Genomic DNA, 14,379 nt, shown 5'->3' on the forward strand with positions numbered 1-14,379 from the left:
TTAGTGCTGGAGTGCTGAGCGGCAGCCACGACTGTTCGTCACGTGTTCGCGCTGCTCACTCGTCTCACGTCAACGCGAGTTCCCCCTGTATTACGACAGTACAGTCACTCACACTGATATTCTGGCGTCACGAACGGTCTCGCATATTTGACGCACGGAACGACAAGGGATTTATTGGGTCCACGTGTTCCCACACGTATGCCCGGACTACTCTCTGATATTCTCGCGTGGGTAGTCATCGCCACCTTCGTTGCCGGCGCGGTTGCCAGCGGACGCAACCGTGAACTCGGTCGTCGGGTGATGACCGTAGCGTGGGTACTCTTTGCTGTCTTCTGGCTCCAACTCATTCCCCACTTCACGCTCGTACACAAGAGCTACATCGAGGGCCTGCTGACAATTGCGGCCGTCCCGGCGTGTCTCTACGCAGGGTGGCTTCTCTACAGCGGACGCGACACCCTCTTTGTCCTCTCCCGAGCAGTCGCAGCAATGGGTGTCGTTTACCTCCCCTTCGAGACGATTCCTGCACTCACGCTCTTCGGAACGACGATTCCCGCACCACGTGGTATCCTGATGGAGACCGTCGCGGCACAGACGAACTTCCTCATCGAATTACTCGGCTACTCACCGCAGATGATTCCCGGCGACCAGGGGTATCTAAATACGTTCCTGTGGATGCAGGGTTCACACCGCATCGAGATATCCGTCGTCCTCGCGTGTACTGGGCTCGGAAGTATCGCCATCTTTGCGGGTCTCATCGCGGCCGTCGATGCCCCGATTCGACGCAAGGTCCGAGGGCTCGCAATCGCCGTTCCGATTATTTACGCATTAAACCTGCTCCGAACGACGTTTATTACCATCTCGGTCGGCAAACAGTACTTCCAGCTGTTCGTCGATGAGATTCTCTTCCTGTTCGGGTCGTCGGACCCGTACATGGTGTCGTTCTTCATCTCCGACCGCATCATCAGTCAGGTACTGGCAGTAGTCGCACTCGTCGGTATCACGTACTTAGTCGTCCGAGAGGTGCCGGAGCTCCTCACCATCATCGAAGACGTACTGTACATGGTCACTGGCGAAGAGTACGACCTCCAAAGCGAACTGGGCCTCGACGCGCCGAACAACCGTCGAGCATAACCGTTTCAAGGCCTACGCAGCTGTTTTCGACTGGCCTCTCACTCGTAGTCAAACAGTGATTCGGGAGCACCGCCAAGGGAAGTCAGTGCATCGGCTTCGACATGGTGGACCTCGCCGGGGATGATAAGCATGTGCAGCGGGTCGCCGAACTCTCGCTCAGCAAGTTCGGACAGGCGGTCGGCAGCAACGACGGGGTTCGGACACCCTGCCCGACAGACTGCGACACCAAGTGCATCGCCGTCCCAGTGTTCCGCGAACAGTTCGGCCGCGTAGTCAGCAGACATGTACTCGTCACCCTCGACTTCGACGCCGCGGCGACCCTCCCAGTCGACTTTGATGTCCAGGTAGACCAGCGTGTGGAGGCCTCGCTCGCGGTTCGCTTCGAGTGAATCGACGACGCTTTTCGGAACCGGGTCGCCACCGTGGACATACGGGAATGGGAGCGTGACGGCCTTGCCGAATCGGTAGTTTTGCAGACCGGTTAACCCACTCGCGGCGGACTGCGCAGTCACGCCGTGGACGAGGTGTGTCTCGATGCCGCGTTCTTCGGCACGCAGTCGAAGGTCGACGTGTGTCGTCGAAATCATTGTGTCTCCGGCGGTGAGGAACACGACGTGTTCGTCCTCCGCGGCGTCGAGAATCTCTTCAGGGTCCTGTTCGACACCTGCACGGTCGCGAACTTCGATATCGATGTCGTGGTAGGTTTCGAGGTCTTCGACGGTCGCACCGACGAGGTGACTCGTGTAGAACTCCGCGAATGCACGGTCGGCGTCAGCGAGGGCTTCTCGTCCCTCGACCGTAACCGAACGTTCGTCGTACAGACCGAGACCGATGAAGGTGAGCATGCCTGTGCTCTGTCGTGGGCGGTCATAAGCGGCGTGACCTTCCGTCGAGGGAAGAAGCCGAACGATATTGCCGTGCGTCGACGAGTGAGAGCTGTTGCGAAGTGAACGGACCCGACGGGATTATCTCGCGTGCTGTGTTCTGCTCAGACAATGGCGGACCACCGAGCGACAGTCACCTGTCCTACCTGCGGACTCGAAGAGGCGTTCTCGAAACTCGCAACGGCCCGCGTTCGAATCGAAGAACACCGCGAGGAAACGGGACACGACCCCATCTGGGAGTTGGATCGAGTCGCTCCGGGTGTCGAGAGGATGGGAGCGGAAGCAGGAGTATGTGGGGTTTCTGACCGGTAAGAAAACTCCTTGTGGGATGTTTGCATGTCTCAAAGTTATTAGAAAGGAAACCAATCACATTGTATGACTATCACAGTCTGGCGTGACGGCCCAAATGGCCACAAAAAAGAAGTCGTCGAAGACCCGGACAACCTCAAATATTCCGCGGAACACGGGGCATGGTTGGTTGCACAGGACCCGTGGGGATTGCTTTTGATTCCCTCCGAGAAGGTCATCAAAATTGTTGCCGATGACAGAGAGGAATTGGAGGTTTGGTGAGGGTTCAAGGGAGTCGTATAACTCTTCACATACCTCGTTCTTCGGTAGGTCACAAACTCCAGCATAAAGTGTACACAAATCTTATAAAGGGCATGAAAATAAACACATGTCCACAGTATCTGGAGAATCCTTGTCTTCGGTCAGGCATTTACTAACTATTTATACATTCTAATTTGTTATATGGGTCACACTAATCACTGTATCCCAACAACATGTATATGGACTTCAGAGCGGAATCGACCTGCGGCACGAACAACGTACTGCTGGGGAACCGCTCACGAAATCCGAGAGACCACTATGGTGTCAAACCAAACACGGCAAGAGATCGAAGAGGAACTCGGGCAGATACCAAGTTGGATAGAGAACCTCGCAGAGCCAGCTAGCGACCACAGTTGGGGAGTCGTTCGGGATCTCGAATTTGGGGAGACCGAACTGTCCGCACGGGAGAAAGCGCTTATCGGTGTTGGTGTAGCGGCCGCTATCAAGTGCCCCTACTGCACCCACTTCCACAAAGAAGACGCACGGATGGAGGACGTCACAGAGGACGAACTCACAGAGGCTGTCAACCTCGCTAGCAATACACAGTACTTCTCGACCATTCTCCACGGAAATGAAGTTGACATAGACGACTTTGTCAACGAAACAACTGAGATGGTCGAGTACATCAAAGAGCAAGAGGCAACAGCAGACGACTGAACCAACCGATCCAACTCGGTCGGTTTTACCTGTAACCTCATTCGGGTCTGCAGAGCCAATTCCGTCTCTCCAAGTAAGCATGCGCCATTCGAATTATTCTATGACGCTCTCGAGGGTCGGCTATATTTGGCAGGTCGTCTTGAGTCGTGGGTATCTGGGATTGACACGGCATGTTAACCGTGGATAGTAGGTGCGAAAATATTGGGAGGGCGGTGTCCGGATTGGCCGAAGTCAATCCAAAATTCGAAATTGTGTGATACGAACATGGGACGTCTTTTCGGACCTATTGCTAGTACAGGACGATTGAAGTTATCAATTTAGATATTTTCTCCACAGATTCAAGACACTGCTCCGATATTTGGGATTATCAATGCAAGCGGACGCAGACACTCGACGACTCGCGGTCGCCTTTTCTACTCTCCTGATACTCGCACCCCTTGCGGGTTGCGGGGCGGCACTCGACGCGACAGGCTTGGGTAGCGGTCCAACCGTATCCGACCTTCGGCTTGGAGAGTATGAGGATCAGCCGCTCTTGATGTTCAACTACACCGTAGACGACTATTCAGACGCTCTCCTTGAAGGACCGTCCGGCCAAGTGATCCAAAAGACGACGCTGGAACCGGATCAAGAAGTGGCGGCGTTCAGTCTCGTTGACCCCCGTCCGGGAAATTACACAATTATCCTCCAGCAGGGTGGTGAGACAAAGTCGACAGAGACTGCCTCCTACGAAGGTGCGTCACCCACAATCACGACTACGGAAGCAGCTTGGTCAGGGAACACACTTCAGCGAGTCAATGTGACGGTGAACAACAACGGTGATTTCCCCGTGCAGATCTCTGAGGCGGTCGTCAACGCTCGAGACTCGGAAATGCAGTCAAGCCCGTATGTATGGGTCATGCCCGGTGAGACGGAGTCATTCTCGATCACTCCGTCCTACGGAAAAGTCTCGATCCACTCAGTCGGTGAGGTCCGCGGTTCGGTCGCGGTCACTACATCCGCAGATGAACTCACCAGTTCGTTCACGAAGACGTTTGAGGGACCCGACTTGGCAATCACGAACGTCGAACCCGTTTGGGATGGTGGATCGCTAGAATCGACATGGGTAACCGTCGAAAACCAAGGCGACCTCACGGCCTCAGCCTGGGCGGGTATCCAGCGTGGTGACGAAGTACTTGCCTCGACGTACAACGAGTCTATTTCACCCGGTCAGAGCGTCCAGTACGAGATTACGCATTACAGCGGAACGATCTACGAACCAGAGACGTCGGGAGAAATTCAACTTCAGGCGATTGCGAACTCTCCATCTGGGTTCACGACCCAAGAGTTCACTCGTAAAATCTCCTCAGCAAGTCTCAGTATCGATTCGTTCACTCCCGTGTGGGAGAATGGGCGGCTCACTATTGCGACATTCACCCTGTCGAACAACGGTGATGTTGCCACCGACTTCTCTGCAAGCCTGATGGTCAACGGTCATGAAGTGAAGGAAAGTCAGACTATCCAATCGCTCGCTGGCGATGCGACCGAAGAGTACGAGATTGTGGACGATGGCTGGGGTGCTGGCTCCGCGTTGTTCATCAGCAATGGCGGCGAGGAGACGGTAAAACTCGAACTAACTAGTGCTGGAAATTCTGTCACGGCGAGCAGTAGTCAAGAGTTCGACGGCCCGAGTGCTCAAATCAATAGTGTGGACACGACCGTGTTCGGGAACTATAACAGCGATACCTCGGAACTCTCTGGCCTGACCCTTGACGTTCAGAATACTGGGGATTCGGTGCTGGTGTACGATTCGGTTCGGTATGAGATCGACGGCGTGAGTTCGACCGAATCACTCTCGTTCGAATCACAAATCAAACCGGGAGCAAGCACGACTGAATATCTCCATCCGGATCTCACGGTTACATCAGGGGACCGCCAACTCACAATCAAATTCATCCAAGATGGTGAAGTCGTCGATACCGAAACGGTGGCAGTAACAATCTCAGAGTAAACGTTCTCAAGGACTCGCTGTTGTCGTCACCTCGTTTTTCGACGCCTCGACATTGGACCTCGACGACGACGGCGAATGACTGTCGTTTCTGGTGGTTGGCAGCGGCAGTTGACACGGCATGTTAGCCGTGGATAGTGGATGCGAAAAGATTGGGGGGGGGTGTCCGGATTGGCCGGACAGGAATTTCCGTCGACCCCCCGGGGGTTTGAGGGGTATTAGGGGGTCGACGGAAACACTTGAGTGAGATGCGACAGTACTAGCTCTATAGCGGCCAGATTGGCCATGGTTACAGACGGACCCTCGTTGGGTTGAAGCGGACGATGCGCAGCGAGTAATCGCCGCCTTCCCGACGGTTACAGACGGACCCTAGTTGGGTTGAAGTGGGGTGAGAGGGGGGTTGTTCGCTTCTCAAACTTCCTTAACTAGACAGTGACACTGACTAGTAGAGTCTGCTAAACCCACAGATAATTGGGAAATGTGAGATTCGAATAACCACGACTTAAACTGTTCTGAGTTGAGTAATCAAGAATAAATATCCACAATTTGACTAAAATAATTCACGACTGATTAAACGTTCTAATAAGCTAAGATCAGTCCAATCGTCTCTTGATGAAGATGTCAACCGTTAATGTAAAGTATATACTGTGTATTGTTTTCTGTGTGGATCGAAGAAAATTCCTAGCGACGACGGGTAGCACAGTAGCAGCCATGGGATTCGTATCTGGTGTAGGAAGTGCAGCAAGACAACCAACGGACACCGATCATGTGCTTAAAGAAGCAGAGGAACTGTTCGCGGAATGTAAGGTCGACAAGGCAGTCAGTGCGATTGAGCAGGGAGGAGGGACTGTCTATACTACCCGAAGCGAGCTCAGCAAATCCGACTATAATCAAAGCGAGGCTAATGAAAATGAAGTTGGAACCAGGGATGCTTCATACCCAGAAAGCGACTCTGAATTCCGACTAGATTATTGGACTACATCATCTCAGATAGGGGCAACCCTCAGTATGCACTTTGGCGAAGTAGTCTCGACAGCATACGGGGCAACCAAAGCTGAGGACGCAATGGGAATTACATTCAATGGTGATGCGTATAACCTAGACAAAGCACCCGAACTCAGTGTGAGTCCACATGCAAAAGAAGACTATGACTGGTCTATCAGGGCCTCAGATTACAACCCAGGCAAAGCGGGTGTGGCCGCAAGAGTCGACACGTCTTGGGAGAAACGAGAGTACCCAAAAGATGTAACCGTGGTGATGGTTATATACCTCGAAAGTACAGCCAGTTCAAAACCACCTGTATTCGGAGAATACAAGCATAATAACGCATTGACGGACGGTGGTCTCAAATCAATTAGCCTTGTCCCCCCCAATGGGGGAATCGGTGTTGAACTCGCGACATCTGCATCAACTGTCTGGACCCAGTCTGGTTTTGCTGGGAAAGACGCTTAGCAACTCAACCACTCACGCTAACCACCCCATATTAAGTACAATCTAGAGACAATAACCGAGATAATTTACCTCGTGAATTAGAATAGTATCATAATGAGCCAAGAACAAACTATACAAGCCTCAACAACGGTATTCAAAGGAATCGGGATTCTATTATTTTCTATGCAGCTTACGGTAATTGGTTTATTTGCTGACCAGTGGATGCTATCTTTACTCATCGGAATGCTGCTAGCTCCTGTTGGACTGGTCGTAGTAATTATGTCATAGTCATTTCTGTTGATTTTGATAACGGAAGTGATTCCATTGGACGGTTCGAAGGTGGTATCATCGGAAGGTCGGAACCTCCGAATGATAGTCGTTCAATTTCGGTCACTTCACTCGGTTTGCCATTAATCGTCGGTGTAACGCTGATTTGGTCGAGTGTGACCTCCTTTTATGTCGTTACAGACGAACCCTCGTTGGGTCGAAGCATCTCGTTCGAACCGCTTATCGACCGGTTGGTGAGAATCACAGACGACCCGGCTTGAAGCTCCGACATGCGACAGAGCGCAGAGTGGATGACGCCCCTCTGACGACCGAATTCTCGAACTGCTTCGGGAGTATGGTAATCTCACTCCTCGTGCTGGCGAAGACTTTGGCGGGCCGTCGATGGGCCACGCCCAAGATCGTCTGCCGCTGTTGACCAAGTACGGGCTGGTGACGTGGCTTTTCCGTGGACTCTACGCGATCTCCGATGACGGACTCACCTACTTGGACGAGGAACTTGACGCCTCGACGTTGGAGCCCGCCGAAGACGAGTAACTGTCTTGTCGAACTTAGCCCATATCCATCTTATCAATCTACAATACACTTAATGGCATATAATACAAACTAATCTTAGAGTTAAGGTTCCAACAATCGATAAAACAACAGAAGAGTTGGTTCGTGACGCGAGTCCACCTGAATCACTTCTGGGCTGGACTCACTCTTGTACAGCATCAAACGCTGCATGCGGTGAATGCCGTAGTTGCAAGAAACGACAACGTGTTCTCGCACGCGTCTACTGAGAGTACGTTTGCCAAGTCAGCAAAGGAACAACATCCTCAGAGACAACAATTGATCGCCGCTACCGGAATGGCGAAGATACTTATCACCCTGACGTGACATGACAGTACATGAGAGGGGAATCTATTGAGGAGTTTTCTTATGGGGGCCGATTAGTCTTCAATGGTGTCTACTCAACCAATGTATTGGACGCAGACCTAGATTTCGATCACGTCGTTGACGAGCAACTCCAAGACTTTACTAGTGGCTCAATCGACGTACCCGGTCGAGGGTACCAAACAATCCCCTTCCAAGAGTATATAGAGCAAGAACGCGAGATTGGTGGTCCGCTTACTGAACTGCTCGGCCAGGTTCACGGCTTCCGACATCAGAAAGAGCGTTGGGATCGATTAGATGTTGACCTGTCTGGAAACGGAGCTAGTGGAAAGAGACCAACACTAACAGGTGTCTCAACGTTTGACGCATACTGGGCTAAACCTGACTACCTGTTCGTGATGGGCGATAAAACAAAAGCAGAAGCAGCGGGTAGCCTCCTGAAGGATACATTTCGTGACCTGATATCCATCGAGGAACTATTCTTTGACCCGGACTTCCTCCTTTGGTTGTTCTCCAAGAAGAAGAACGACGAAAAGCTCCCCGGAGAGTTGTCAATCAGTATGCTCACCGATGCTGAGATTACTGGTGAAGAGCGCGACTTCTTTGGAAAGCACAGCAAAGTCGGTGATTCAACAGACGTGACGAAGTCTGCACCCGTACTGATGGGAGTGTTACAACAGAAAGGACTGGTCTCTATTGAAGGCGTATTCGGCTTGAGCGATAAGTTCGTACGCGCCCGAATCTCAGATGAAGGTAGGGTTCACATCAAAGCAGACCACGCAATCGCGGGATCCTCTGATTTCGAGAGGATCGCTATCTCCATTGCGTTCCTCAGGCTATTTACGAGCCTGCACGACGAATGGAAGCAGATGGATCCGAAGGACCGATACCCACCTCTAGAGTTCTTCATGGATATCTATAACGAGTGCAAGAGGCAAGGCGTGAATATCACATTCTCTATAGATGATATTGTTGAAGAGTACCGAAAAAAGGGTAGTCAAGAAGAGTATGATGAACGCCAGTCGGGATTAGGCGAATTTGAAGCACCGTAATTAGGCCAAATCATATAGTCTATCAATTACCAACAGCTAACTAAGCATAGATGGCCATAACAAATCTCCGTCGGGCGGCTGGGATGGAACCTCCCGAAGAGCCGCCGGTTCAGAGAGACTCTGGCCCATTCGAGATTAGTGATATCGAGTCGTCACCAGTTAAGCCACTAGTTGAGAGGTACCCATTTGAGCAGTACAAGCACGAGGGAACACTCATCTACGATGAAGAGTCGAGTTACACTCCTGGGAGGTCGATCAATGTTGATTTTGAGTACAGGGATGGTTCAAATCTCTTTATAGTTGAGTACAAGACTGACCTCTCCTCTACGGAACGGTTGGTGAGAGAGATCGAGACCGCAGTACCACAGATTGAGAGAATCTATCGTAATTTGCATGCTGCTGAGGATGCCCTCTGGCGGTTTCTTGAGTCAGCAGACCGAATCTTAGAAATTAATGTACTCGTCAATGGAAAAGAGACGCCATATGACGAAATAGAGGGTGTCCCTCGAGAGGACGTAATTGGTAACTACGCAATCGAAAACGCAATTGTAGGATTAAACCACCAAGGGAACAATATTACTGTTCACTACGAACACGGTACCTTACAAATTGAGTCTGACTGGGAACAGGGTACTGAGTTTGTCATCCAGTTATTTGAGCGGGAGATACTACACGGGTCGAAGTGAATGGGCCGACGACAGGTATCCTACCTAGAATCTATCAAATTATTCCTCCGGAATTATATCTCACACTACACTGAAACTAATCTAGCGTTCATTGGCACACTCTGTCTGACTGGTTTCGGAACAATCTCCGGACTCACACTAGAACCGTGGCTACAGAATCTTCTCCGAATTATTGGCGTTGTAGGGCTTGTTATCTCGCTCACGTATGCCTTCTTTGATGGACGACCATTTGGTATTGATATCTCGTGTGCGCCTACACATCTGGTCGGTGAAGAGCGAAACCCAGACATGATGGCCAAGAACCGAGGTCTTGCTTTGATTCAGGATGGCGAGAGCGTGATTCATGGCCGCGTCAAAATATCTCGTTTTTCTAATAACTTTGGTTTAGTATTTGACACGGCAGATGGTGTCGGCTCTGAACTCCGAATGACACCAAAGTCAGAGCAGGAGTACGATCCTGATGAGTCTCGTCTAAGTTGCTCTGACGTGTCCGAAAGGGAATTCCAATTTGTCCTAGAGGTGTTCCCAAAGTGGCGGGTTGAATCCGGTGGTCGCTATCATTGGCTGGAAATACAAGACGAAGATACCGGTAAGGTTCTTACTGAGTATCAGATAATCGACGTGAGTCACTAAGTCGAATCCACCACCGCCGCAGGCTCGGTGGGAAGTCCTTGACCAAGCGTTCCGGCACGATATCCGTCGTTTCGTCTCGTTCTCTCCCACGTACCCGACAATGGACCGCGACGATATCCGCGAAGCGCTCAATTGGCTCCTGCTATCGACCCCGAGGTCGTCTTCCACGAGCCGATCAATCCCCGCGGGATGAACTTCGAGCTGTGCGTCGAGGCGCTTCGAGATGCTGGCTTCGAAGCAGAGGCTGGTCAATTCGAAGCATTACTCGACGAGGACACGTGGGTTGAGTACGCACTGGAGCAGATTCGGATGGTTCGAGAGGTTGCCGAGGAGCTAGGTGGGCTGACGATTCACACGTGGCCCGACCGGAATCTGCTTCGAGCGACGAGTGGGGAGTTGAGAGCACGGTTAGTGCGGATGAAGCAGCACATGTCCGAAGAAGCGTGGTAAGTTACGGGTTTAGACGACAGCCCGGGGTCGAAAGGCGTATAGATAGTGTCTGGACTAGCTGCGAGGTCGTCGCTGCGATCACGGAGCGATCTGCTGCGCTCGATGCTGTGAAAATGTCTGCCGTCATTGTTGTTTTTCCAGTTTCTTTCCTCTGGGCGCGCTTCAACTGCGGAACTGAGGCAGAGAATCGCTATTTAAGTCCGTAGAAGAATATTATTCTGGTATGGTCCCATATACAGGAACAGTGATTATTGCCCTTCTTATCGGGTTTAGTATCGCTGCTTTCACTCCCACTTCCCCGTCAACGCAGGGTGTTGTTGGTGTTCTCGTTTCCATACCCGTGTTTGTAGCTTTAATTGCCATCTCTCGGATAAGCACGCAGTATTCAGACTTTAGAAACCAAGTGGAGGCAATTGTTTGGGAACTCGGTTTCATCATAGCACTCCTCACCGTTGGTGGTGCATTGGGAACTGGACTTGCAATGAATCTCGGCCTGAATCACGCCGACTCCCACATCTCTCTAATCGTTGCCAGTGCAGTTGCTGTCATCGTGCTCACCATCGGGTATTTCATCGATTATCGGAAGCGAACAAGTGTTATCAGATTCAACTAAGTCATCTGTATTGATTCCCATTATAGACGAATTTTGCCTCTGGCCCTGCTGAATGTAGAGCGCAAGTTGGCCAAGCGAAATCTGGAAAGAAACTTACATCAATTGATAGATAGTCGATCTATGTCCCCAAAGAGCCGACGTGAATTCCTCGCCACGGCTGCGATAATTACTCGGAACGACGGCGCGAATCTCGTATAGAAGCAACTCAAATTGTAAGAGCAGAACTATTCATCACAAACAAGTATTTATCTATACAATCTCTGGGATGGAATATGCGCCGCCGACAGTTCCTCGCTGCGGTGGGACTGACTGGTTTCGCTGGTTGTTCAAAGCCATTAAGTCCCGATAGTCAGCACTCAACGGCCCCTCCTTCCGAGACCGTCACCTCATCATCCACCGATACGAATACGCCCACTGAGACCGACCAATCACCACCCGAGGGGCCTCCCCAGAACCTCCAGTCGACAAGCATCGTCGATCTGCAGACGGCTCCTCGCACGTATTGTCTCTCGCCGACGCAGTATCGTTCACCCGATGAGGGGATTATCACCACTTGGTTCACGGCGCCGGCGACGACCGACCACCCCGCAACCGTCTCGGCGACGCTGGAAAATGCGAACGACTTCGCAAACACGTTCCGCATCCAGTGGACGCCGCCGTTTGGCCGTATCACCAGTCGAATCCCGCGTCCATTCGGCGACAACCTCCCGAGCTCCGACTACACCTACCGCGTGGGGCTTATCCTCGCACCGACGGCGAACCACGACCTCGTCGACGAACCACCCCAGGTCGAACTGTCTTCCGACGGATACTGGCGACTCGCAGACGGCATCGACCAATGGCTACCCGAGCAGGTTCGACTCGACCCCGGCGAGACAATCCACGGCGAATACGTCGTCGTCGGTCGACCCGAGGGTGTCGGGAAGGGCCGACCGACCGGGAGTTATGAGTTCCGTGGTAGCGACGATTCAGTTCTCCAACTCGCAGTATGGGACACGGACAATCCCGGCCCAAACACCCAGTCTCGGTTCGCAGGGACATCGCTGCCACCGCTCTCGACCGAGGAGACGACGGCCTGGTATCACGAGGCGGATGCAACTACCACAACGTTTGTCCGCCCCAGCAGAGAGCGCGGAACACTACCCGTCCAAGTAGCGTTCACGTTCGTGAATAAATCCAGGCAGACGACGGAATGTGGGCATTGGAACCTGTATAAGCTCGTCGACGGCCGGTGGCACCACATTGTTCCAAATATGCATTTCTCAGACTGTCGCAGGCTCAATCCCGGTGGGGCGGAGACGTGGACGCTCAACGCCTACCATGGGGACGCACTCTCCTGTCTCGAGTCCTGTGGAGCGGCCGGCCGGAACGTCGGATACCTCGGAGGCGGTCGGTACGCGGTTGTCGTTGGCTACGGCCGACACACCGACCAGAGCGCAGCACTGGTTGACCTGCTCGGCGACTCCGTGACGGTGGTCCCGACGGAAGATGTCACGGCAACCCAATCGGGAACAACCATGACCGTCACATCCCCGAAGTACGAGGACGGTACCCATCCGCCGTCGGCGACGCTGACACTCACGGAGGCGGACACGGCTGACGAGTCAATCATTCCCGAACAGGTCATGCGCCCACGGTACCGAGGATTCAGGAACACGCTCGCCTACGTTTCCGAGTCCATCGACACAGTCGTTCTCAGGACGGACGAGCACGTTGCTGAGTCGGTCGTCGGCTACGACAACGAGATGCGACGGTTCGTGTTTAACGGACAGGCGTACGAGGTGACGATACATCGAGGAGCGGAATGATCGCACGTCGGGGGTTACCGAGACCTATCAGTACGAAATTACCATACCGGTTGACTGAAGCGTGAGGCTTCCTACGGTGATGTGACGACCCTAATTCGGGTGACAGTTATCAACAACTACTTCGAATCTCTGATATATGCCCGAATTCGCCTCACTCGAATCTCAAGATGTCCGGGAGCACTGGGCACACGAAGAGGATGATTTCACTCCGTGGCTTGCGAAGCAGATCGGAGCGGAGACACCATCTCACTTGGAAAACGTCCTTGGGTTGGACTTAGAGGTTGTCGAAAAAGAAAAGAGTGTCGGAAAGTACAATGTCGACATCTTCGCGAAAGTCGTCGACGACCGCCGAAACGTCGTCATCGAGAACCAACTCGAGAGTTCCGACCACGACCATCTCGGGAAATCGCTCGCATATGCAGCGGGCGTCGACGCTGATATCATCGTTTGGATCGCTCCGTCGTTCAACGATGAGCACGTCGACGCTCTCCGCTGGCTAAACGAAAACAGTCGAGAGGGAGTCGATTTGTTCGCGATCAAGCTGGAGGTATGGCGAATTGGTGAGTCTGATCCTGCAGTTCGCCTCAACCCAATCGAAAAGCCGAGTGAGTGGAAAGAAAAAGCAAAGCGAAGCCCGAAAGAGCTCACAGAGACGAAGAAACTCCAAGAGGAGTTCTGGACGTCTTTCCGAGATAAGATCGAGTCCGAAGAAACGAATCTCAGAGCCCGGAAAGCATACCCTCAGCATTGGTACAACAATCCCGTCGGGAAGACTGGGTTCAAACTCTCGTTCACAATCAACACCGTCGAAGACAGGATTTACGCCCGGTTCATTATCAAGAACGACCCAGAGATTTATTGGCAACTTGAAAAAGAACGAGAAGAGATTGAGGCGAAGTTCGAAGACGAGCTATCCTGGGACGAGCCAGAAGAGACGCACGGTGGAAACGAGCGAAGCAAAATCAAGGTGTCGCGCCCCGCACAGCTCACCAATAAGCAAGAGTGGGATACGTATCTAAATTGGCTCATGGAACAGGGAGGACAGTTCCACGAAGTAGTCGTTCCCCGGGTTCAGAGGCTCGTTTGATGACCTCATACCTTGGCGTCGACTGGGCCGGTGGCTGCTGAGTCGACGTCGAATACCTCCTCCCGGGTGATCATTTTGCTGGAGATATCGATGTGAGGGGTACTTAATCGGTTGTGAGAGCTGTCCGAATTGTCCGAGTCAACTGCCTGTACACCCACAATTTCTCCCGGAACAACACGCCCGAATCGAAATC

General features: G+C 52.4%; 16 protein-coding genes. 15 read left to right on the top strand and 1 reads right to left on the bottom strand.

The genetic code is table 11. The annotated features are described in order from the left end of the window. The first annotated feature begins 198 nt into the window (after positions 1–198). Positions 199–1,131, top strand: a complete 933-nt coding sequence (gene artA, locus HFX_RS04290) for an archaeosortase A (RefSeq protein ID WP_004057336.1) — start codon at positions 199–201, stop codon at positions 1,129–1,131. A gap of 38 nt (positions 1,132–1,169) precedes the next feature. On the opposite strand, the gene dph5 is transcribed toward artA, so the two are convergent. Then, the gene (gene dph5, locus HFX_RS04295) at positions 1,170–1,976 is read right to left on the bottom strand and encodes a diphthine synthase (RefSeq protein WP_004057334.1); all 807 of its coding nucleotides are present in this window, start codon (positions 1,974–1,976) and stop codon (positions 1,170–1,172) included. Positions 1,977–2,126: 150 nt separating this feature from the next. On the opposite strand from dph5, the gene HFX_RS04300 reads away from it, so the two are divergent. The 14 genes from HFX_RS04300 to HFX_RS04355 all read left to right on the top strand — a co-directional run bounded on the left by HFX_RS04300 (position 2,127) and on the right by HFX_RS04355 (position 14,186). Beyond that, positions 2,127–2,327 (top strand): DUF7542 family protein, encoded by a 201-nt coding sequence (locus HFX_RS04300; protein ID WP_004057332.1) that lies wholly within the window; start codon positions 2,127–2,129, stop codon positions 2,325–2,327. A 63-nt stretch (positions 2,328–2,390) separates the two neighbouring features. Next, positions 2,391–2,585: a hypothetical protein gene (locus tag HFX_RS20680; RefSeq protein ID WP_004057328.1), complete on the top strand. Its 195-nt coding sequence runs from the start codon at positions 2,391–2,393 to the stop codon at positions 2,583–2,585. 297 nt (positions 2,586–2,882) lie between these two features. Continuing rightward, positions 2,883–3,281, top strand: coding sequence for a carboxymuconolactone decarboxylase family protein (locus HFX_RS04310; protein WP_004057326.1), 399 nt, complete (start codon positions 2,883–2,885; stop codon positions 3,279–3,281). Between the two features lie 895 nt (positions 3,282–4,176). Then, on the top strand, positions 4,177–5,268 hold the full coding sequence (locus tag HFX_RS04315; protein WP_231512912.1) for a hypothetical protein: 1,092 nt from the start codon (positions 4,177–4,179) through the stop codon (positions 5,266–5,268). A gap of 609 nt (positions 5,269–5,877) precedes the next feature. Next, entirely contained in the window at positions 5,878–6,717 is an 840-nt protein-coding gene (locus tag HFX_RS19595; protein WP_014732199.1) for a hypothetical protein, read from the top strand. Positions 6,718–7,365: 648 nt separating this feature from the next. Next, on the top strand, positions 7,366–7,518 hold the full coding sequence (locus HFX_RS20280) for a hypothetical protein (protein ID WP_004057322.1): 153 nt from the start codon (positions 7,366–7,368) through the stop codon (positions 7,516–7,518). A gap of 116 nt (positions 7,519–7,634) precedes the next feature. Then, positions 7,635–7,763 carry a hypothetical protein gene (locus HFX_RS19065; RefSeq protein ID WP_231512911.1) on the top strand — a complete coding sequence of 43 codons (129 nt, stop codon included), beginning with the start codon at positions 7,635–7,637 and terminating at the stop codon, positions 7,761–7,763. 108 nt (positions 7,764–7,871) lie between these two features. Beyond that, positions 7,872–8,909, top strand: a complete 1,038-nt coding sequence (locus HFX_RS04325; RefSeq protein WP_004057320.1) for a hypothetical protein — start codon at positions 7,872–7,874, stop codon at positions 8,907–8,909. A gap of 83 nt (positions 8,910–8,992) precedes the next feature. After that, positions 8,993–9,595, top strand: a complete 603-nt coding sequence (locus HFX_RS04330; protein WP_049963729.1) for a hypothetical protein — start codon at positions 8,993–8,995, stop codon at positions 9,593–9,595. A 288-nt stretch (positions 9,596–9,883) separates the two neighbouring features. Then, positions 9,884–10,228 (top strand): hypothetical protein, encoded by a 345-nt coding sequence (locus HFX_RS19600; RefSeq protein ID WP_137685661.1) that lies wholly within the window; start codon positions 9,884–9,886, stop codon positions 10,226–10,228. A 132-nt stretch (positions 10,229–10,360) separates the two neighbouring features. Beyond that, positions 10,361–10,678 (top strand): hypothetical protein, encoded by a 318-nt coding sequence (locus HFX_RS04340; protein WP_004057313.1) that lies wholly within the window; start codon positions 10,361–10,363, stop codon positions 10,676–10,678. Between the two features lie 223 nt (positions 10,679–10,901). Continuing rightward, positions 10,902–11,291 (top strand): hypothetical protein, encoded by a 390-nt coding sequence (locus HFX_RS04345; protein WP_004057311.1) that lies wholly within the window; start codon positions 10,902–10,904, stop codon positions 11,289–11,291. Positions 11,292–11,563: 272 nt separating this feature from the next. After that, positions 11,564–13,099, top strand: coding sequence for a hypothetical protein (locus HFX_RS04350; protein WP_004057308.1), 1,536 nt, complete (start codon positions 11,564–11,566; stop codon positions 13,097–13,099). A 136-nt stretch (positions 13,100–13,235) separates the two neighbouring features. Continuing rightward, a complete protein-coding gene (locus tag HFX_RS04355; protein ID WP_004057306.1) occupies positions 13,236–14,186 on the top strand; it encodes a DUF4268 domain-containing protein in 951 nt (316 codons plus the stop codon). The last annotated feature ends 193 nt before the right edge of the window (positions 14,187–14,379 follow it).

Source organism: Haloferax mediterranei ATCC 33500 (genome assembly GCF_000306765.2).
Lineage (GTDB): Archaea > Halobacteriota > Halobacteria > Halobacteriales > Haloferacaceae > Haloferax > Haloferax mediterranei.

What these genes read in the sequence shown, in the direction of transcription:
- HFX_RS04315 (WP_231512912.1), top strand. Translation starts at nt 4,177, where the DNA reads ATGCCCGGTGAGACGGAGTCATTCTCGATCACTCCGTCCTACGGAAAA.
- HFX_RS04300 (WP_004057332.1), top strand. Translation starts at nt 2,127, where the DNA reads ATGGCGGACCACCGAGCGACAGTCACCTGTCCTACCTGCGGACTCGAA.
- HFX_RS19600 (WP_137685661.1), top strand. Translation starts at nt 9,884, where the DNA reads ATGATGGCCAAGAACCGAGGTCTTGCTTTGATTCAGGATGGCGAGAGC.
- HFX_RS04330 (WP_049963729.1), top strand. Translation starts at nt 8,993, where the DNA reads ATGGAACCTCCCGAAGAGCCGCCGGTTCAGAGAGACTCTGGCCCATTC.
- HFX_RS04310 (WP_004057326.1), top strand. Translation starts at nt 2,883, where the DNA reads ATGGTGTCAAACCAAACACGGCAAGAGATCGAAGAGGAACTCGGGCAG.
- HFX_RS04325 (WP_004057320.1), top strand. Translation starts at nt 7,872, where the DNA reads ATGAGAGGGGAATCTATTGAGGAGTTTTCTTATGGGGGCCGATTAGTC.
- dph5 (WP_004057334.1), bottom strand. Translation starts at nt 1,976, where the DNA reads ATGCTCACCTTCATCGGTCTCGGTCTGTACGACGAACGTTCGGTTACG.
- HFX_RS04345 (WP_004057311.1), top strand. Translation starts at nt 10,902, where the DNA reads ATGGTCCCATATACAGGAACAGTGATTATTGCCCTTCTTATCGGGTTT.
- HFX_RS04355 (WP_004057306.1), top strand. Translation starts at nt 13,236, where the DNA reads ATGCCCGAATTCGCCTCACTCGAATCTCAAGATGTCCGGGAGCACTGG.
- HFX_RS04350 (WP_004057308.1), top strand. Translation starts at nt 11,564, where the DNA reads ATGCGCCGCCGACAGTTCCTCGCTGCGGTGGGACTGACTGGTTTCGCT.
- HFX_RS20680 (WP_004057328.1), top strand. Translation starts at nt 2,391, where the DNA reads ATGACTATCACAGTCTGGCGTGACGGCCCAAATGGCCACAAAAAAGAA.
- HFX_RS19595 (WP_014732199.1), top strand. Translation starts at nt 5,878, where the DNA reads ATGAAGATGTCAACCGTTAATGTAAAGTATATACTGTGTATTGTTTTC.
- artA (WP_004057336.1), top strand. Translation starts at nt 199, where the DNA reads ATGCCCGGACTACTCTCTGATATTCTCGCGTGGGTAGTCATCGCCACC.
- HFX_RS20280 (WP_004057322.1), top strand. Translation starts at nt 7,366, where the DNA reads ATGGGCCACGCCCAAGATCGTCTGCCGCTGTTGACCAAGTACGGGCTG.